Genomic DNA, 19,392 nt, shown 5'->3' with positions numbered 1-19,392 from the left:
CCCACCTGGAAATGATAAACCCACCCAACTTCCCCGCCCCCCCTCTTCGCCCCCCTTGCTGGTAAAAACCGGTGCATACAACCGGGGCCACCGTGGGTTTGCTGGCATAACCCACACTCTGACCCCGGTTTTAGCTCCGGTTTCAGCTCTCAGCTATGCTTGCGCCCCCCTAGCAAGACCGGAGCCCGGACCGTGACCGACGCCAGCCAGACCCCCGATTTGCCCGTTCTCGATGCCGATCAGGCACGCGTGCTGGGCTGCCTGATCGAGAAGGAGGCCACCACCCCGGACACCTACCCGCTCACGGTCAACGCCGCCCAGGTGGCCGCCAACCAGAAGACCGCACGCGAGCCGGTGATGAACCTGGAAGCCGGCAAGGTGCAGTACGCGCTGCGCCAACTGGAAGCCATGGGCCTGGCCCGCCAGCATTTCTCCTCGCGCGCCGAGCGCTACGAGCACCTAACCGGCCTCAAGCTGGACCTGCCGCGCCAGCAGGTGGCCCTGCTCGGCCTGTTGCTGCTGCGCGGCCCGCAGACCGCCGGTGAGCTGGCCATCCGCAGCGAGCGCATGGCCAAGTTCGCCGACCCCGCCGACCTGCGTCACCAACTGGAGCGCATGCAGCAACGCGGCCTGGTCGTGCAGCTGCCGCGTGCCGCCGGGCAGCGCGAAGACCGCTACATGCACCTGCTGTGTGGTGCGGTGGATGTGGAGGCCTTGGCCGCGCAGTACCGGGCACCGGCTGGCGCTGCTGCCGCTGCCGGCAACAGCGCACTGGAAGCGCGCGTGGAACAGTTGGAAGCCACCGTCGCCGCGTTACAGGAGCAACTGGCCGCATTGCAGCAGCAACTGGGCGGCTGAGCCGACGCTGGCCGTAGCCCGGGTAAGCGCAGCGCACCCGGGGCCGTTGCCGGAAAACCGTAGATCGCTGATATCCCAGCTCCCCGGGTGCGCTGCGCTTACCCGGGCTACGGGCTCAGGCGGGCGTATTGACGAACAGCAGCAGTTGTTCATCCTTGCCGGGCAGCACCACGGTGCCGTCATCGCGGAAGCCGGCCTTTTCCAGCAGCGCCACCGAACGGGCGTTGCCCGGCGAGACCACCGCACGCAGTTCGCCCAGGCCTAGCGCGCCGCGCGCATAAGCCAGCACGCCTTGCACCGCTTCCAGCGCATAGCCCTGGCCGGTGTACGCGCCCAGCAAGGCGTAGCCGACGTCCGCGCAGGGCAGGCCATCGCGCCGCACCAATCCGGCATTGCCCAACCAGGCACCATCGCTGCGGCGTTCAATCGCATACATGCCGAAGCCGTTCGCGGCATAACTGCCAAAGGTGTGATTGCGCACGTAGTCGCGCGCCTGCTCCAGCGTGCGCACGCCGCGATCACCGATGAACTCGTGGAAACCGGGCTCGTTGAGCAGCTGCAACATGCCGGCAGCATCGCCGTCGTCGTCGCGCAGCAGCCGCAGTTGCAGGCGTTCGGTTTGGATCAAGGACATATAGGTGCTCGGCTTTGGCCTCCTCCCTTCTGCGTAGCAGAGGGGAGGGTTGGGGAGGGGTGCTTTTGGTTTTTGCTGGTAGAGCCCCTGCCGAGCATGGCTCGGCACTACCAGCGCCCCTTTTTTGCTCAGGAAGGGCTGAGGGGCTGTTTGCGCTGAGCCCAATCAAAGCGCAAGACCGAGGCCAAAAGCTACCCCCTCCCGACCTCTCCCTTGGCTGCGCCAAAGGGGAGGAGCAAAGCCGTGCCCCCTCCCTTCTGCGCAGCAGAGGGGAGGGTTGGGGAGGGGTGCTTCTGGTTTTTGCTGGTAGAGCCTCTGCCGAGCATGGCTCGGCACTACCAGCGCCCCTTTTGCTCGGAAAGGGCTTAGGGGCTGTTTGCGCTGAGCCCAATCAAAGCGCAAGACCGGGGCCAAAGCTACCACCTCCCGGCCTCCCCCTTGGCTGCGCCAAAAGGGAGGAGACAAGCATCAATCAAACAGCGCCTGGATCGCTGCCAGGCCTGCCTTGGCACGTTCCTGCTTGTGCGCGGCATCGGCTACCGGGTCGGCACCATCGCGCTGGATTTCGCCGGCCGGAATCTCATCAAAGAACCGGCTCGGCTTAAGCCGAATGTGCTCGCCAAACTTGCGGGTCAACCGGCTGAAGCTCATCCACAACTGGATCTTGGCGCGGGTGATGCCCACGTACAGCAGCCGCCGCTCTTCCTGCAGATTGCCCTCGTCCAGGCTGACCTGGTGCGGCAGCACGCCGTCCTCGCAGCCAACGATGAACACATACGGAAACTCCAGGCCCTTGGACGCATGCAGCGTCATCATCCGCACCTGGTTGCCGCCGTCATCCTTGTCGTTGCGCGAGATCAGCGCCAGCTGCGCGGCCATGTCGGCGGCACTGGCACCACGCGGGCCGCTCTCGAACCACGAGGCCAGTTCTTCCAGATTGTTGGCGCGCCGCTCGTAACCGGCGGTGTCCTTGGCCGCATGGCGCAACTCGGCAAGCAAACCCGAATCCTTGGCCACGCGGCGCACCAGATCACCCGAGCTCATCTGCCGCATGTCCAGGCGCAATGCGCGCAGGATGTCGGTGAACTTGCTCAGGCTGTTTGCCGCACGCGGGGTGAGCTGGGCCAATGCGCCCATGCTCTCGGCCGCCTGCGCCATCGGGATGTCTTTTTCCGAGGCCAGCTCGGCCAGCTTGGCCAGCGTGCTGGCACCCACATCACGCTTGGGCGACTGCACCGCACGCATGAAGGCGGTGTCGTCGTCCGGATTCACGATCAAGCGCAACCAGGCCAGCGTGTCTTTCACTTCCTGGCGTTCCAGGAACACCGTGCCACCGTTGAGGTGATACGGCACACCGACCAGCTGCATCGCTTTTTCCAGCGGACGCGACTGGAAGTTGCCGCGGAACAGGATGCAGAAATCACTCCACGGAATCTTGCGGCTGGTCGCCAGGAAATGGATTTCCGCCGCCACCTTTTCCGCTTCGTGTTCGCTGTTGCGGCACTCCCACACGCGGATGCGCTCGCCATCGGCCTGATCGGACCACAACGTTTTCAGATGCTCGTGCGGGTTGTGCGCGATCAGCGCATTGGCCGCGCGCAGCACGCGGTTGGAGCAGCGGTAATTCTGTTCCAGCTTGATGATCTGCAGCTTGGGGTAATCCACGCCCATCTGCTGCAGGTTCTCGGGATTGGCGCCACGCCAGGCATAGATCGACTGGTCGTCATCGCCCACGCAGGTGAAGTTGCCGGCGGGCCCGGCCAGCTGCTTCAGCAGGCGGTATTGGGCGTCGTTGGTGTCCTGGCATTCGTCGACCAGCAGGTAGCCGATGCGCTCGCGCCAGGCCAGGGCGATATCGGGGTGTTCTTCCAGCACCTGCACCGGCAGGCGGATCAGGTCATCGAAATCCACCGCATTGAACGAGGTCAGGCGGGTCTGGTACAGCTCGTAGACCATCGCCGCGTCCTTCTCGCGGTTGCTGCGCGCCGCCGCCATTGCCTGCTCGGGCGACAGCCCCGAGTTCTTGGCCCGCGAGATCAGGTTCTTCATGTCCTCGATGTCGTCGGGCTTGGCATTGCTGCCGCCCAGCAGATCCTTGATCTGCGCGCCGGCGTCGTCGGCATCGAAGATGGAGAAGTTGCGCTTCAGCCCCACCTGTTCATGTTCGATCTGCAGGAACTTCAGGCCCAGGGCATGGAAGGTGCAGATGGTGACTTCGGCCGCGTCCTCGGCGCGCAGGCGTTTGGCCACACGCTCGCGCATTTCCTTGGCCGACTTGTTGGTGAAGGTGATCGCGGCGATGCGGCGGGCGCTGTAGCGGCCAATGCCGATCAGATGGGCGATTTTCTCGACGATCACACGCGTCTTGCCGCTGCCGGCACCAGCCAGCACCAGCAGAGGACCTTCGGCGTGCACAGCCGCCGCGCGTTGGGGGGGATTGAGGGAATCCAGCATCTAGAAACGAGTGAATGGAAGTGAGAAACGAGACCGGACGGGGGGCGCGATGCCGACACCGGGGTATTCTGTCACCCCTCGGGATCCGATGTTGCTTTCACTGGTTCCTGGTCCCTATCCCCTGGTTCCTGATTCAATGGCCAAGCTCTATTTCTACTATTCGGCGATGAACGCCGGCAAGACCACCACCCTGCTGCAGTCCGCGCACAACTACCGCGAGCGCGGCATGCGGGTCGCCCTGCTCACCCCGCACCTGGACCACCGCGCCGGCACCGGCGTGGTCGCCTCGCGGATCGGTCTGCAGGCCGAAGCCACCACTTTCGAGCGTGATACTGACCTGGAGGCGCTCATAAAGCAGGACATTGCCGCCCACGGCAAGCTCGGTTGCGTGCTGGTGGACGAGGCGCAGTTCCTGAGCAAGTCGCAAGTGTGGCAGCTGTCCGAGGTGGTCGACCAGCTGCGCATCCCGGTGCTGTGCTACGGCCTGCGCACCGACTTCCGTGGCGAGCTGTTCGAGGGCAGCCAATACCTGCTGGCCTGGGCCGACGAGATGCAGGAGATCAAGACCATCTGCCACAGCGGCAAGAAGGCGACGATGACCGTGCGCGTGGACGAAAACGGCTTCGCCGTGCACGACGGCCCGCAGGTGGAGATCGGCGGCAACGACCGCTATGTGTCGGTGAGCCGCGCCGAGTTCAAGAAAATCACCCGCGGTGAGGGGCGGATTGATCCGATGCAGGCGCCGTTGCCGTTGTAGGCCAATTTACATTAGCCCCTGTGCCCCCTAGGCTGCGACCATCTCCAAGGAAGAATGATGCCCACCATGTTCCGCTATTTATTGATCATCCTGCTGTTGCCACTGTGTCTGCCCGCTGTCGCCGCCGAAACACCGCCACAGGAAGACGGGCCCTTGCTCAACGCCGGATTCCTGGATGGTCATCCGGACATGATGTACCGGCAGTGGGGGGTAAACGCACTGCATCGCGGTGAAGTGGATAGCGCGATGGAAAACTTCCGGCTTTCCGCGCGCTATGCGGATAAGCCGGCGCAGGGCTACCTGGCCGAAATGTACTGGTTCGGCGTGGAACGTCCTGCAGATCGGGTCATGGCGTTTGCATGGATGGATGTCGCTGCCGAACGCGGATACCCCTTGTTCGTCGAGCTGAGGGACCAGTATTGGGCAGCGCTTCCGCTGGAACAACAGGATGCAGCACGTGCCCAAGCCCGACAGCTCGCCGCCGAGTATGGTGATGCAGTGGCCAAACCGCGCATCGCGGCGGTCCTGACACGCGGCCTGCGCGCAATGACAGGCAGCCGTACCGGCTCTATGTCGAACAATGTCGATATCGTCTACAACGACGGCGGGATGGAGCGCACCATCAAGGCTGACCGGATGTATGACAAGAAATACTGGGATCCCGATCTCTACCAGAAGTGGCAGGACGCAACCTGGATGAAGATCCGCCGTGGCACGGTGGAAGTGGGCAAGCCCGCGATGAGCATTCCCGCAGCCACCGACAAACCTTGATTTCGACCCGGGGCGGGATCAAAACCGCCCCGGTGTCAACGCAGCCTCGCTTGCAATCAATACAACGTCCGCTCCGGCGCACCGGCTGCCGGCGGCGTGTACTGGTACAACCAGGTTTCGGTCAACGTCTTGCCACCGCTGCGCAGGTATAGCCGCACATCAATCTGATCGGTGCTGCCGTCTGGCGGCACCAGGTCGAACATCGCGCGGTAGCCCTTGATCTCGCGCAGCGGCCGCGCCGATACCACTTCCACGCGGCCACGGCTGGTTTCCACCACGGCTTCCACTTCGGCCTTGTCGATCAGGCTGGCGAGTTCGCCGCCTTCGAAATCCACCGCGAAGCGCCACGAGAAATACTCACGCTTCTTGCCGATGATGCCGCCCAGGCCGGTGCGGCTGGCCACGCAGTGGGCGAGCGGCGGGCGCGCCGGCGGCTCGGCGCCCCAGTACAGGCGATAGCCCACCAGCAACTCCTGGCCCGGCTGCGGCTTGGCCTTGGGGTTCCAGAAGGCAACGATGTTGTCGAAGGTTTCATCAACGGTGGGGATCTCCACCAGCTGCACCGAGCCCTCGCCCCATTGCCCCTTGGGTTCGATCCACAGGCAGGGGCGCTTCTCGTAGAACACGCCGTCGTCCTGGTAATGGTCGAAGTTGCGGTCACGCTGCAGCAGGCCAAAGCCGCGTGGGCTGTTGTCCACGAACATGTTGAAGCGCAGGTTGGCCGGGTTGCACAGCGGCCGCCAGATCCACTCACCGGCGCCGTTCCACATCGACAAGCCGTCGGTGTCGTGGATCTCCGGGCGCCAATCCCAATCCATGCGACGGTCGTTCTCGCCGACCTGGTACATGCTGGTGCACGGCGCGATGCCGAGCCGTTCGATTTCCTTGCGCGGGTACAACGCACTGTCTATATCCATCAGCAGCACGTCACCATTGGTGATGGCGAAGCGATAGGCGCCGGCCACACTGGGTGAATCCAGCAGGCCATAAACGACGATGGTGTCCGAATCCGCGGCTGGCTGTTCCAGGTAGTAGGCGATGAAGTCCGGGAACTCCTCCGGGCGGCCCATGCCTGTATCGATCGCCAGGCCACGCGCCGACTGCCCGTACTGGCCCTCCTTGCCCACCGCGCGGAAATAGCTGGCGCCAAGGAAGGCGGCGAAGTCGCGGTCGGTATCGCTGCGGGTATTGAGGCGGAAGCCGGCAAAGCCCAGGTCAGCCGGCAACTCGCCATCGTGGATGCCGCTCTTGCCGTAGTTGAAAGCCGCACCGTCATAGGCCAGTTCCTGCGCCTTGCCATCGACCACGTCGAACATGCGCACTGGCGAATGGAAGTACAGGCCGAGGTGGAAGAACTTGGCCTGGAACTTGCCGGGCTGGTCCGCCCACAGCGCATGGTCCTGCCGATAACTGATGGACTGGTACTGGTCCCAGTCCAGCTTCTCCAGCGCGCCCGGCAGGGTGCGTTTGTGGCTCTTGTAGGGTGCCTGTGCCAGCGCGCGGGCCTGGCCCTTGAGCGTGGCGAAATCGAAAGGCTGCGGCTGGCCCAGACGGCGCAGGCCCAGCTGTGCCGGCTTCCCGGCCGCGCAGGCGCTGAAAGCGGGGAGACCGAAGGCCGCCAGGGCGGCAGCGGCGTTGCGCAGGAAGTCGCGTCGTTGCATGAAAGGCAGGCCGATAGGGGACCGCAGCATGGTAGGCGCAATTACGTGAATCGACAGCCCAGGACGCTCAGCGGATGAACATCCGCTTCAGCCAACCTGACCTTTAGTGCCGAGCCATGCTCGGCAGGGGCCTTCCCGGTCAACCACCAACAGCAATGCAGGCCCCAGAAACCAACGCTGCGTCACCGCGCGAACAGCACCCCTCCCCAACCCTCCCCTTGCCTGCGGCAAAGGGAGGGAGCTGATGCAGGTAGTGCCGAGCCATGCTCGGCAGGGGCCTTCCCGGTCAACCACCAACAGCAGTGCAGGCCCCAGAAACCAACGCTGCATCACCGCGCTAACAGCACCCCTCCCCAACCCTCCCCTTGCCTGCGGCAAAGGGAGGGAGCAAATGCAGGTAGTGCCGAGCCATGCTCGGCAGGGGCCTTCCCGGTCAACCACCAGCAGCAGTGCAGCCGCCCGAAACCAACGCTGCATCACCGCGCGAACAGCACCCCTCCCTCCCCTTGCCTGCGGCAAAGGGAGGGAGCAGATGCAGGTAGTGCCGAGCCATGCTCGGCAGGGGCCTTCCCAGTCAACCACCAGCAGCAGTGCAGCCGCCCGAAACCAACGCTACATCACCGCGCGAACAGCACCCTCCCTCCCCTTGCCTGCGGCAAAGGGAGGGAGCAGATGCAGGTAGTGCCGAGCCATGCTCGGCAGAGACTTTACCGGGAATGCTCCTGCCGGGCATGGCTCGCCACTACAGTTGCTCCGCCTCAGCGTTGGCAATTCCCGCACCACACCGTTGCCCGCTGACCAATGCTGGCATAGCGCAGTGCGCGCCCGCATTGTTTGCAGTTCTCGCCTTCGCGCCCGTACACAAGCAGCTCCTGCTCGAAGTAACCCGGCGCACCATCGGGACTGATGAAATCGCGCAAGGTGGTCCCGCCACGGGTGATCGCATGACCCAGGATTTCCTTCACCGCATCGGCAAGCCGCTGGTAGCGCGCCCGCGATACCTTGCCGGCTTCACGCAGGGGATTGATGCCGGCCATGAACAGGCTTTCCGCCGCATAGATATTGCCGACCCCGACGACGATGCCCTGGTCCATCAGGAAGGTCTTGATCGGCGCCTTGCGGCCACGGCTGCGCTGGAACAGGTAGTCGCCATCGAAGTCCGCATCCAGCGGTTCGGGGCCAAGATCGCGCAGCAATTCATGCGTCTCGCCAGCGGGCTGCCACAACACGCAACCAAACCGGCGCGGATCATTGAAGCGCAGCAGGCGGCCGTCCTCCAGGCTGATATCCACGTGATCGTGCGCGCGCACCGGTGTATCGCCGGGCAACACACGCAGGCTGCCGGACATGCCCAGGTGCAACACCGCACTGCCCGCTTCGGTATCCAGCAACAGGTACTTGGCGCGGCGACGGATCGCTTCGATGCGCTGACCCGGCAGCTGCTGTTCGATCTCGGCGGGAATTGGCCAGCGCAGATCCGGTCGGCGCAGGATCACGCCGTGGATGCGGCGATCCACCAGATGGGGTTCCAGGCCGCGCCGGGTAGTTTCTACTTCGGGTAGTTCTGGCATGCGAATCTCGAGACGATGGTGTTTGATGGGTTTTGTGGGAACGGCGTGGGCCGTGAAGCGGGCGGTGGCGAACAGCGGACCTGTATCGATTGCAATGCGCTATCGGCTTCGGTTGGATTGGTGGCTTCGCGGCTTACGCCGCTCCCACGTCCACACCCACATCCCGCATTTCATGGGCTGCAGGTCAGCGCGGTGGCGCCATCAGTTCGCGGGCGCTGAGGTAACCGTCGCCGTTGGCATCCTGGCGGGCGAAACGGGCCAGGATCACCTGCCGCTGTTCCTCGCGGCTGATCGGCTTGCCACGCCCGCCCGGCTGCTCATCAGCCTGCAGCACGCCATCGCCATTGCGGTCCATCTTGTCGAAGGCGTACAGCATCCACTGCAGGTATTCATCCGGGCTGACCCGGCCATCGCCATCGCTGTCCATGCGCTGCAGGTAGGCGTTGGTGTCCTCTACCTGGGCGGTGGCTGGCAACGAAGCGGCAAGCAGGAAAAGGAGGGCAATCGTCTTCATGCGGCGTTGAGCGAATAGCCTTTCAGGCGTGCTGCATAGGCTTGCAATGCAGCGCTGCCGCTGGCCTCGGCCTCCTGGCACCACTGTTGCAGCTGGCGCAGGCGTTCGGCGGCGTCATGGCTGCGTGCTTCCAGCAAGGCTGACAGGCGCGCACGATGTTCGACCAACAACTGGATGCGCGGGCGCTGCTGCACCCAGCTCTGCAACTGCGCACGACAGTCGGGTTTGAGCCAGCGACCGTCATTGACCAGGCCCTTGCGCATGCGCCGCGGCAATAGCTTGCGCAGCTTGGCACCTGCTGCTGCTGCCTCTTCCTTCAAGGCTGGCGCGAACACATTGCGCTGGTAATCGGTCATGGCCTGGAAGCGGTGCGACAACAGCGCCTTCAAGGTATCGGCATCGGGCACGGCGATACTCGGACGGATATCCATGCTCGGCGCTACCCGCAGCACCTTGGCCAGGCGCAGCAACTGCAGCAGGCGGATCACCTGCCAGCCGATATCGAACTCCCAACGGCGCATCGAGAAACGTGCCGAACTCGGGAAGGCATGATGGTTGTTGTGCAGTTCTTCGCCGCCGATCCAGAACGCCCACGGCGTGAGATTGGTCGAGGTGTCGGCCGATTCAAAATTGCGATACCCCCACCAATGGCCGAGGCCGTTGACCACGCCTGCCGCCCAGAACGGAATCCATGCCATCTGGATCGCCCACAAGGCAATACCCGGTAGACCGAACAACACGGTGTTGATCGCGAACAGCAGGATCGGGCCGAGATTGGCATGCGGGGTATAGAGCCTGCGCTCGATCCAGTCCTCCGGCGCACCGCGCCCGTACTGCTCGATGTCGCCACGCAGCGCGCGCGCCTCGCGGTACAGCTCCACGCCACGCCAGAACACCATGTTGATGCCCTTGGTGACCGGGCTGTGCGGGTCCTCCTCGGTCTCCACCTTGGCGTGGTGCTTGCGATGGATGGCCACCCATTCGCGGGTGATCATCGAGGTGGTCAGCCACACCCAGAAGCGGAAGAAGTGCGATACCAGCGGGTGGAAATCCACGCCGCGATGGGCCTGGCTGCGGTGCAGGTACAAGGTGACCGCGAAGATGGTGAGCTGGGTGAACACCAGCAGCACGGCCAGCATGCCCCACCAACCCAGACCGGCAATGCCACCGGTAAGGAAATCGAGCAGTGCGTCGGACATGGCGGGCTCCAGGCCATCGGTGGCAGATGAAACAACTGCTACACATGATGGGGGCTGTCGGCGCAAACTTCATCAGCTGGCGGCAAGTCCGTTGGTCGAATCCTCAGCTGCCACCTACACCTGAATGTCCATTGCTCCCGTCGCCGACGCGGCCCCCCTGATCGAACTGGACCATGCCTGCGTCATCCGCGGCCAGGTCCGCGTGCTGCACGAGCTGAATCTGCGCATCGAACAAGGCCAGCACACCGCCATCCTTGGTCCCAACGGCTGCGGCAAGTCCTCATTCATCAAACTGATCACGCGGGAGCTTTATCCGCTGGCGCGCGCCGACGGCCATGTGCCGGTCAAGGTGATGGGCCAGACCCGTTGGCAGGTGGATCGTCTGCGCGCGCAGCTGGGCATCGTCACCGGCGACCTGTCCAGCAACCTCTCCAGCATGCCCGGGCTGACCGTGGAGGAAGCGGTGATCGCCGGCTTCTTCGCCAGCTTTGTGGTGCCTGCGCACCGCGATGTTACCGATGCCATGCGCCAACGCGCGCGACATGCACTGGAACTGGCCCGCGCCCTGCCCTTGCTGGGCCGCAGCTATGCCGAGCTGTCGGCCGGCGAAACCCGCCGGGTGCTGATCGCCAGGGCGCTGGTCAACCAGCCCAAGGCCTTGCTGCTGGACGAGCCCTCCACCGGCCTGGACCTGATCTCGCGCCAGCACCTGATCGACAGCATGCGCCACCTCGCCCAGCAGGGCATCACCCTGGTGCTGGTCACCCACCACATCGAAGAAGTGATTCCCGAGATCAATCGCGTCGTGCTGATGAAGGGTGGGCGCATTTTTGCTGACGGCAGTCGTACCGAGCTGCTGTGCTCGGCGCCGCTGTCGGAGGTGTTCGGCGGGCCGATCGAGGTGCGCGAGGACGAGGGGCGGATGTCGGCCTGGGTGGGCGCTGCGTAGTTTTTGAGGCAAAAGCACCCCTCCCCACCCCTCCCCTGCGTGTTGCGCAAGGGAGGCAGCTTGGCCCCTCCCCTTTGGCGCAGCCAAGGGGGAGGCTGGGAGGGGGTAGCTTTGGCTGTTGCTTGTGCTGGTTGCTGAAGCTCATGCGAAAAGCACCCCTCCCCAACCCGCCCGGCCCGAAGGCATAGCCTTCGGTCGTTCATCAGGTCGCGCGCCAATGGCGCGCAAGCAGGCCTTCTTCACCCCCTGCGCGTTGCGCAAGGGAGGGAGCTTGGCCCCTCCCCTTTGGCGCAGCCAAGGGGGAGGCTGGGAGGGGGTGGCTTTGGCTGTTGCTTGTGCTGGTTACTGAAGCTCATGCGAAAAGCACCCCTCCCCAACCCGCCCGGCCCGAAGGCATGGCCTTCGGTCGTTCATCAGGCCGCGCGCCAATGGCGCGCAAGCAGGCCTTCTTCACCCCCTGCGCTTCGCGCAAGGGAGGGAGCTTGGCCCCTCCCCTTTGGCGCAGCCAAGGGGGAGGCTGGGAGGGGGTAGCTTTGGCCGTTGCTTGTGCTGGTTATCGAAGCTCATGCGAAGAGCATCCCTCCCCAACCCGCCCGGCCCGAAGGCATGGCCTTCGGTCGTTCATCAGGCCGCGCGCCAATGGCGCGCAAGCAGGCCTTCTTCACCCCCTGCGCGTTGCGCAAGGGAGGGGCACGACGAAGCCGTTGGTGAGATGATGCCGCTCCGCTCCTGTAATCCCGTTGTCGTCGCGATGTCATTTCCTGTTACTCCGCTGCGCCTTGGCGCCGCCCTTGCGCTGGTCGCCGCACTCAGCGCCTGCTCCAGCACTCCCACCCGTCCTTCCGCATCCGGCGAAGACGCCAGCACCAAGGTCACCGGCTATCTGGTTGGCAGCGCCATCCCCGACAGCCTTGCCCTGAGCCCGGCTCCACCGGCACCCGGCTCGGCATCGGCACAGTTGGACGAAGCCGTCGCCAGCCAGGCCCTGACCATGCGCGGCAGCGCTCGCTTCATCCAGGCCCATACCGACGCGGACCTGAGCTTCCCGGCCGGCGCTGACCAGTTCAGCTGCGCACTTGGCGTTGCAGTCACCGCCAGGACCACTCCAGTGTTGTACAGCCTGCTGGAACGCAGCCGCATCGACGCCAGTGCTGCTACCAAGGCCGCGAAGACCCACTACCAGCGTCCGCGCCCGTTCATGGTCAACAACGCACCCACCTGCACGCCGGACGACGAGGAAGCCCTGCGCAAGAGCGGCTCCTATCCGTCCGGGCACACCGCCATCGGCTGGGCCTGGGGCCTGATCCTGTCGGAAATCGACCCCGACCACGCTACCGCCTTGATCGAACGCGGCCGCAACTATGGCCACAGCCGCCTGGTCTGCAACGTGCATTGGTATAGCGACGTCCAGCAGGGCCAGTTCATGGGCGCGGCCACGGTGGCGCGACTGCATGACAACCCGGACTTTGTCGCCGACCTGGCCAAGGCGCGCCAGGAGCTGGCCCATGCACGCACGCTCAGGCAGCCACTGCCGCGCGATTGCGCCGCGGAAACCGCAGCGCTGACCTCGGACATCCCCGAAGCCCGCTGAGCAGTACTAGCTGTAGTGCCGAGCCATGCTCGGCATCGGGGTCCGGAGCATCCGATTCTGTGGGAGCGGCGTCAGCCGCGAAGCTGATGGATTTCCAGGTTGTGGGAGCATTGCCGGCGATCGGTCGCTGCCTGCTTCGCGGCTGACGCCGCTCCCACATGCCCGTTCTATCTCTGCAGCCACCGGCTTGCCATCCGCCGCATGGATTCATCCTGGTCATTGGCGATCTCGGCCACCGACCGCCACGCCAACTCCAGCGATTCCTCGCTGACCACGAACCGCTCGTCGCCACCGGCCATCACTACATAGCGCACGTCATAGTGCCAATGCCCCGGCACTTCCCTGCGCTCGGGAATCCAATGCTTGTCCAGATCAAAGATCGCCCTTGACGCCAGCGCCAGCCCCTGCAGGCCCGACTCCTCCTCGGCCTCGCGCAGCGCCACCGCCGCAAGATCGTGGTCACCGTCAGCATGGCCTCCCGGTTGCAACCAACGCTGCAGTTTGCGGTGGTGGGTCAGCAAGGCGCGGTCGCCATCGGCACTGACCAACCAGGCGCTGCCGGTGAAGTGCCCAGCCAGCCGCTCGCGGGTGAATGGGTCTACTCCCCCCTCCTCAAGCAGGGTAAGAAATTCCCGTGCCAGTTCGTCATGTTCCCGATGTCGCTGGGAATAGTCCGTAACTGCCTGATGCAATTGCCGATCCTCTGCAAGCATGACTGTAAGCACATCCCATCTTTTCAATCCGGCGGCCATTATCGCTGTCCATGTTGCAGTTGCGCTTGTCGAGTTTCTCCACCTTTGGCAAGGTAGGGTGGTTGCCGACCGTTCAGCTTGCGTCGCCAAACAAACGGCCCCGTCGCCCCCGTGCGTTCGGGCCAATACACAGCTCGGGAATTTGCGGAATGCTTAAAACACTGTTGAGGGTCAAACCGGTCGAACCGGCCGCACATGTCGATGCCGGCGAACCGATCGAAGGCAGCCTGCAGGGCGAAGCCACACTCAAGCGCACCCTCACAGCCCGGCACCTGATCCTGCTGGGTATCGGCGCGGTGATCGGCGCCGGCATCTTCGTGCTGACCGGCCAGGCTGCGGCCAACCACGCCGGGCCGGCGGTGATGCTGTCCTTCGTCTTCGCCGGCATCGCCTGCGCCCTGGCTGGCCTGTGCTACGCCGAGTTCGCCGCGATGATGCCGGTCTCCGGCAGCGCCTACTCCTATTCCTACGCCACCCTGGGCGAAGGCATGGCCTGGTTCATCGGCTGGTGCCTGGTGCTGGAATACCTGTTCGCCTCGGCCTCGGTGGCGGTGGGCTGGTCGGCCTACCTGATCAGCTTCATCACCACCACGCTGCATATGCCCTTCCCCGACGCGCTGTCGGCGGCGCCACTGGCCTGGACCGGCAGCGAGTTCGTCAGCTCCGGCAAACTGTTCAATCTGCCTGCAGTATTGATCGTGGCGGCCATCACCGGCCTGCTGTATGTCGGCGTCACCCAGTCCACCTTCGTCAACGCCGTGATCGTGGCGATCAAGATCACCGTGATCTGCCTGTTCGTCGGTTTCGGCATCCAATACATCGACCCGGCCAACTGGCAGCCCTTCATCCCGCAGAACACCGGCACTTTTGGCGAGTTCGGCTGGAGCGGCGTGTTCCGCGCAGCCACCATCGTGTTCTTTGCCTATATCGGCTTCGATGCGGTCTCCACCGCGGCCGGTGAGACCAAGGACCCGCAGAAGAACATGCCGATCGGCCTGCTCGGCTCGCTGGCGGTCTGCACCCTGGTCTATATCGTGGTCTGCGCGGTCCTGACCGGCATGCTGCCCTACAACCTGCTGGGCACCGACAAGCCGGTGGCCACCGCGCTGGAGGCCTACCCGAGCCTGTCCTGGCTCAAGACCGCAGTCGAGATCGGCGCCATCGCCGGCCTGTCCTCGGTGGTGCTGGTGATGATGATGGGGCAGTCGCGCATCGCCTACACCATCTCCCGCGACGGCCTGTTGCCGAAGATGTTCGGCAAGGTCCATCCGCGCTTCCGCACGCCGTACATCAGCACCTTGGTGGTCGGCGTACTGGCCGGCGCACTGGCCGGACTGGTGCCACTGAACGTGCTGGGTGAACTGGTCTCGATGGGCACCCTGCTGGCCTTCGCCACGGTCTGCATCGGCGTGCTGGTGCTGCGCCGTACCAAGCCGGACATCGTGCGCCCGTTCAAGGTCCCCGCCGCATGGCTGATCTGCCCGCTGGGCGCACTGGCCTGCCTGGCCTTGTTCATGCAGGCCTTCGTGGTGCATTGGCACCTGTTTGTTGGCTGGACCGTGCTGGGCCTGTTCATTTATTTCGGCTATGGCATCCGTAACAGCAAGCTGAACAAGCAAGCCTGATCCACGCCCTGACCGGCGCCCTGCGCGCCGGTTTTCTTTTGCGCGCCTGCCGCGCACCGATGAGCGAAGACCCGAAACATGTTCAAGCAACTCTGGGCCACCAAACATCCGCACGCCGCACACGAGGAAGCCAATGGCCTGAGCCTGCGCCGAACCCTCGGCCCCTGGGGGCTGACCGCGCTGGGCATCGGCGCGGTGATTGGTGGCGGCATCTTCGTCATCACCGGCCAGGCCGCGGCCAACCATGCCGGCCCGGCCATCATGCTGTCTTTCGTGCTGGCGGCCGTATGCTGCGCCTTCTGCGCCCTGGCCTATGCCGAGTTCGCCTCGATGGTGCCGGTTTCCGGCAGCGCCTACACCTATACCTACGCCACCTTCGGCGAGCTGTCGGCCTGGTTCATCGGCTGGATGCTGGTGCTGGAATACGGCGTATCGGCCTCGGCGGTGGCGGTCAGCTGGACCGGCTACTTCCTCAGTTTCCTCAATCACTTCGACATCCACCTGCCGGCGGCACTGGTCAATGCACCGCTGGATGCGCAGCTCAAGCCCACCGGCGCGATCGCCAACATCCCGGCGGCGATCCTGGTGCTGCTGCTGACCTGGCTGTGCTACGTGGGCATCAGCAAGTCCTCGGCAATGAACATGGCCATGGTGGTGCTGAAGACCGGCCTGATCATCCTGGTGATCGTCGCTGGCTGGAAGTACGTGGACACCAGCAACTGGACCCCGTTCATCCCCGCCAACGAAGGCCCCGGCAAGTACGGCTTCGAGGGCGTGCTGCGCGGCGCGGCCATGGTGTTCTTCGCCTACATCGGCTTCGAGGCGGTGTCGGTGGCGGCCCAGGAGTCGCACCGCCCGCAGCGCGACCTGCCGATCGGCATGCTGCTGTCGCTGGTCATCTGCACTGTGCTGTACATCGCCATGGCGGCAGTGATGACCGGCCTGGTGCCCTACCGCCTGCTGGGCACCGCCGAGCCGGTAGTCACCGCGGTTGCCGCCCACCCGCAGCTGGACTGGTTGCGCATCATCGTCGAGGTCGGCGCCCTGATCGGCCTGGCCTCGGTGGTGCTGGTGATGGTGATCGGCCAGCCGCGCATCTTCATGATCATGGGCCGCGATGGCCTGCTGCCGCCGGTGTTCACCAAGATCCACCCCAAGTACCGCACGCCGCATATCAACACCGTGATCACCGGCATCGGCATCGCTCTGCTGGCGGCGCTGTTCCCGCTGGACATCCTGGGCGAGCTGACCTCGATGGGCACGCTGATCGCCTTTGCCGCGGTCTGCGCCGGCGTGCTGGTCCTGCGCCGCACCCAGCCGGACCTGCCGCGTCCGTTCCGCATCCCGATGGCCTGGCTGATCTGCAGCCTGGGCGTGCTGAGCTGCATCGGTCTACTGACCGCGATGACCCTGCACAACTGGATGCTGATGGGTATCTGGACGGTGACCGGCTTCGTCATTTACTTCCTGTATGGCATGCGCCACAGCAAGCTGAACGCGGCGAACAAGGCCAAGCGCGGCTGAGTTGCCTGCGGTGAAGGAAGCCAAAGCCCGGGAGCGATCCCGGGCTTTTTCGTTATCGGGTAGTCCGCATCTCCCGTAGCCCGGGTACGCGATCCGCACCGGGGAGGTTGGCCACCGGCAGCCGGGGAGGGCCCCGGGGGCGCTACGCTTACCCGGGCTACGGGGCTGCGCTCGGCCTGGCTGCAACGCTTGCAAGGCAGGCCTGCTCGAAAGGCCCCCGGGTGCGCTTTCGCTTACCCGGGCTACGGCGCTACGGGCCAGGGTTAGCCGTTTCCTCCTTATTCAATGCCAATATCAGTTCCATCCGGATACATGCATGAACCTTGGGGCGTTCTTAGTAGAATGGCGGCATGAACGCGCCTACTGTCCCCTACGACGCCCAGCGACTGAGCGAACTGGCCCAGCTGCTGATCGACAACATCCGTGAACTGGCCCAGGCCGGCTGGACGCCTGCCACCAGCAGCAACTTCTCGCACCGGCTGGACGACAACCATGCGGCCATCACCGTGTCCGGCAAGGACAAGGGCCGCTTGATCGAAAGCGACATCATGGTGGTGGACTTCGACGGCAAGGCCGTGGGCCGCCCGCTGCGCCCATCCGCCGAGACCCTGCTGCACACCCAGCTCTACGCTAACTTCCCGGAAGTGGGCTGCGTGCTGCATACGCATTCGCCGGTGCAGACCATCGCCTCGCGCCTGTATGGCAGCGACGGCCATATCCGCCTGGAAGGCTATGAACTGCTCAAGGCCCTGCACGGCAACGCCACCCACGAAACCGCGGTCGACCTGAAGGTGTTCCCGAACACCCAGGACATGGACGTGCTGGCCGCCCAGGTCGAGGCCGAGCTCGACAAGGGGCCGATGTGGGGCTACCTGATCGACGGCCATGGCCTCTACGCCTGGGGCCGCGACATGGCCGAAGCCCGCCGTCACCTGGAAGCCTTCGAGTTCCTGCTGCATTGTGAGCTGGAACTGCGCCGCCTGCGCGGCCACGCCTGATCTTCCCCCTTACTACGTCGAGTCCCCCATGAGCCGACTGCGCATTTTCAACGACACCGCCCCGGACGCGCCGCTGCTGGACAGCCGCGACGGCACCGTCATCGCCGCCGAACTGAAGAAGATCGGCGTCACCTTTGAACGTTGGCAGGCCAAGCACCCGGTGGCTCCGGGGGCCAGCCAGGAAGAAGTGTTCACCGCCTACCGCGAGGACATTGATCGCCTGGTCGCAGAGCATGGCTTCAAGAGCGTGGACGTGGCCTCGATCGCCCCGGACAACCCGGCGCGCGCCGAGATCCGCAAGAAGTTCCTCGACGAGCATTACCACAAGGAAGACGAAGTGCGTTTCTTCGTCGCCGGCTCGGGCCTGTTTACCCTGCACGTGGACGACAAGGTCTATGAGGTGGAATGCGTCAAGGACGACCTGATCGCCGTCCCCGACCGCGTCAACCACTGGTTCGACATGGGTGAGGAACCCAGCTTTGCCGCCATCCGTTTCTTCACCGAGCCGGACGGCTGGGTCGGCCACTTCACCGGCACCGACATCGCCCAGCGCTTCCCGCGCTACGAGCCCAGCGCGGCATAGAGCCCGCTTTTGCCTGAAGCCCCTCTCCCGTCCACGGGAGAGGGGTTGGGGTGATGGCAGCTCTTGGCTCTCTCCCCCAATCCTCGTCAACCAGGCATGCGTGCCCAAAAGCACCATGCAGGAAAACCCGCATGACCATCAAAGCCATCCTCACCGACATCGAAGGCACCACCTCCAGCATCTCCTTCGTCAAGGAAGTGCTGTTCCCGTATGCCCGCAACGCCCTGCCCGGCTTCGTCCAGGCCCACGGCAATGAGCCACAGGTCCGCCAGTGGCTGGACGCGGTGGCCACCGAGATTTCCGCCAGCGCCTGCCAGGACGAGGTCATCGTCGAAACCCTGCAGGGCTGGATCGACCAGGACCGCAAGCACACCGCACTCAAGGCACTGCAAGGCATGCTGTGGGACAGCGGCTACCGCAACGGCGACTACACCGCCCACCTGTACCCGGAAGTCGCTGACGTACTGCGCGGTTGGCAGGCCAGCGGCCTGCCGCTGTACGTGTATTCCTCCGGTTCGGTACCGGCGCAGAAGCTGTTCTTCGGCTTCAGCGATGCAGGTGACTTGAACAGCCTGTTTTCCGGCAACTTCGACACCGAAGTCGGCGGCAAGCGCGAAGCACCCAGCTATGCGCATATCGCCAAGACCATCAACATGGACCCGGCCGAGATCCTGTTCCTGTCCGACGTGGTCGAAGAGCTAGACGCCGCCCGTGAAGCCGGCCTGCAGACCGTGCTGGTCGACCGCCTCAGCGACTACCCGCAGCCGCGCACCGGCGAAGCCACCCACGGCCACACCCGGGTCGAGCGCTTCGACCAGATCACGTTTTGATCGTTTGAGCGATAGACAGAAAGACGGCCCCCGCAAGGGGCCGTCTTTTTATGTGGTGCCGGCCGGAAGGATCTGATCCGGTTGGCGCGGATTTCACGCCAGCAGCACATCGGCATCACTA

At 64.6% G+C, this 19,392-nt stretch carries 17 protein-coding genes; 10 read left to right on the top strand and 7 right to left on the bottom strand.

All coding sequences use genetic code 11. The features are described from left to right. Positions 1–192: 192 nt before the first annotated feature. Positions 193–858, top strand: coding sequence for a YceH family protein (locus AC1VXC_RS15580; protein WP_313495770.1), 666 nt, complete (start codon positions 193–195; stop codon positions 856–858). Between the two features lie 115 nt (positions 859–973). Here AC1VXC_RS15580 and AC1VXC_RS15575 read toward each other — a convergent pair whose 3' ends face one another. Together AC1VXC_RS15575 and AC1VXC_RS15570 are read right to left on the bottom strand one after the other, a co-directional pair. Then, complete coding sequence (locus tag AC1VXC_RS15575) at positions 974–1,492, bottom strand: GNAT family N-acetyltransferase (RefSeq protein ID WP_313495769.1); 519 nt, start codon at positions 1,490–1,492, stop codon at positions 974–976. Between the two features lie 468 nt (positions 1,493–1,960). Further along, entirely contained in the window at positions 1,961–3,943 is a 1,983-nt protein-coding gene (locus AC1VXC_RS15570; RefSeq protein ID WP_481539916.1) for a UvrD-helicase domain-containing protein, read from the bottom strand. Positions 3,944–4,082: 139 nt separating this feature from the next. Here AC1VXC_RS15570 and AC1VXC_RS15565 point away from each other — a divergent pair, with 139 nt between their 5' ends. Then, positions 4,083–4,703, top strand: coding sequence for a thymidine kinase (locus AC1VXC_RS15565; RefSeq protein ID WP_313172806.1), 621 nt, complete (start codon positions 4,083–4,085; stop codon positions 4,701–4,703). Positions 4,704–4,760: 57 nt separating this feature from the next. Further along, positions 4,761–5,474 carry an SEL1-like repeat protein gene (locus AC1VXC_RS15560; RefSeq protein ID WP_313172807.1) on the top strand — a complete coding sequence of 238 codons (714 nt, stop codon included), beginning with the start codon at positions 4,761–4,763 and terminating at the stop codon, positions 5,472–5,474. 56 nt (positions 5,475–5,530) lie between these two features. Here AC1VXC_RS15560 and AC1VXC_RS15555 read toward each other — a convergent pair whose 3' ends face one another. From AC1VXC_RS15555 to AC1VXC_RS15540, 4 genes are all read right to left on the bottom strand, one after another. Next, entirely contained in the window at positions 5,531–7,135 is a 1,605-nt protein-coding gene (locus AC1VXC_RS15555) for an OpgD/OpgG family glucan biosynthesis protein (protein ID WP_481539915.1), read from the bottom strand. A gap of 758 nt (positions 7,136–7,893) precedes the next feature. Continuing rightward, positions 7,894–8,706 carry a bifunctional DNA-formamidopyrimidine glycosylase/DNA-(apurinic or apyrimidinic site) lyase gene (mutM, locus tag AC1VXC_RS15550; RefSeq protein ID WP_481539946.1) on the bottom strand — a complete coding sequence of 271 codons (813 nt, stop codon included), beginning with the start codon at positions 8,704–8,706 and terminating at the stop codon, positions 7,894–7,896. Between the two features lie 184 nt (positions 8,707–8,890). Further along, positions 8,891–9,220, bottom strand: coding sequence for an EF-hand domain-containing protein (locus tag AC1VXC_RS15545; RefSeq protein ID WP_313172809.1), 330 nt, complete (start codon positions 9,218–9,220; stop codon positions 8,891–8,893). Continuing rightward, positions 9,217–10,419 (bottom strand): DesA family fatty acid desaturase, encoded by a 1,203-nt coding sequence (locus AC1VXC_RS15540; protein WP_481539947.1) that lies wholly within the window; start codon positions 10,417–10,419, stop codon positions 9,217–9,219. Before AC1VXC_RS15540 ends, AC1VXC_RS15545 begins: the two co-directional genes overlap by 4 nt. A 124-nt stretch (positions 10,420–10,543) precedes the next feature. On the opposite strand from AC1VXC_RS15540, the gene AC1VXC_RS15535 reads away from it, so the two are divergent. Next, positions 10,544–11,368, top strand: coding sequence for an ABC transporter ATP-binding protein (locus AC1VXC_RS15535; RefSeq protein ID WP_313172811.1), 825 nt, complete (start codon positions 10,544–10,546; stop codon positions 11,366–11,368). Between the two features lie 751 nt (positions 11,369–12,119). Further along, positions 12,120–12,959: an acid phosphatase gene (locus AC1VXC_RS15530; RefSeq protein ID WP_313172812.1), complete on the top strand. Its 840-nt coding sequence runs from the start codon at positions 12,120–12,122 to the stop codon at positions 12,957–12,959. Positions 12,960–13,126: 167 nt separating this feature from the next. Here AC1VXC_RS15530 and AC1VXC_RS15525 read toward each other — a convergent pair whose 3' ends face one another. Further along, positions 13,127–13,672: an NUDIX hydrolase gene (locus AC1VXC_RS15525; RefSeq protein WP_313171845.1), complete on the bottom strand. Its 546-nt coding sequence runs from the start codon at positions 13,670–13,672 to the stop codon at positions 13,127–13,129. 188 nt (positions 13,673–13,860) lie between these two features. On the opposite strand from AC1VXC_RS15525, the gene AC1VXC_RS15520 reads away from it, so the two are divergent. From AC1VXC_RS15520 to mtnC, 5 genes are all read left to right on the top strand, one after another. Next, on the top strand, positions 13,861–15,336 hold the full coding sequence (locus AC1VXC_RS15520; protein WP_313171843.1) for an amino acid permease: 1,476 nt from the start codon (positions 13,861–13,863) through the stop codon (positions 15,334–15,336). A gap of 78 nt (positions 15,337–15,414) precedes the next feature. Then, positions 15,415–16,860 (top strand): amino acid permease, encoded by a 1,446-nt coding sequence (locus AC1VXC_RS15515; RefSeq protein WP_313171841.1) that lies wholly within the window; start codon positions 15,415–15,417, stop codon positions 16,858–16,860. Between the two features lie 350 nt (positions 16,861–17,210). Continuing rightward, positions 17,211–17,858 (top strand): methylthioribulose 1-phosphate dehydratase, encoded by a 648-nt coding sequence (locus AC1VXC_RS15510; RefSeq protein WP_481539518.1) that lies wholly within the window; start codon positions 17,211–17,213, stop codon positions 17,856–17,858. Positions 17,859–17,886: 28 nt separating this feature from the next. Then, complete coding sequence (locus AC1VXC_RS15505; protein WP_293705863.1) at positions 17,887–18,441, top strand: 1,2-dihydroxy-3-keto-5-methylthiopentene dioxygenase; 555 nt, start codon at positions 17,887–17,889, stop codon at positions 18,439–18,441. Between the two features lie 131 nt (positions 18,442–18,572). After that, positions 18,573–19,271, top strand: coding sequence for an acireductone synthase (gene mtnC / locus AC1VXC_RS15500; RefSeq protein ID WP_481539517.1), 699 nt, complete (start codon positions 18,573–18,575; stop codon positions 19,269–19,271). The last annotated feature ends 121 nt before the right edge of the window (positions 19,272–19,392 follow it).

Source organism: Stenotrophomonas sp. STEN033, from assembly GCF_056856655.1.
This window is presented reverse-complemented; position numbering and strand designations above follow the sequence as displayed.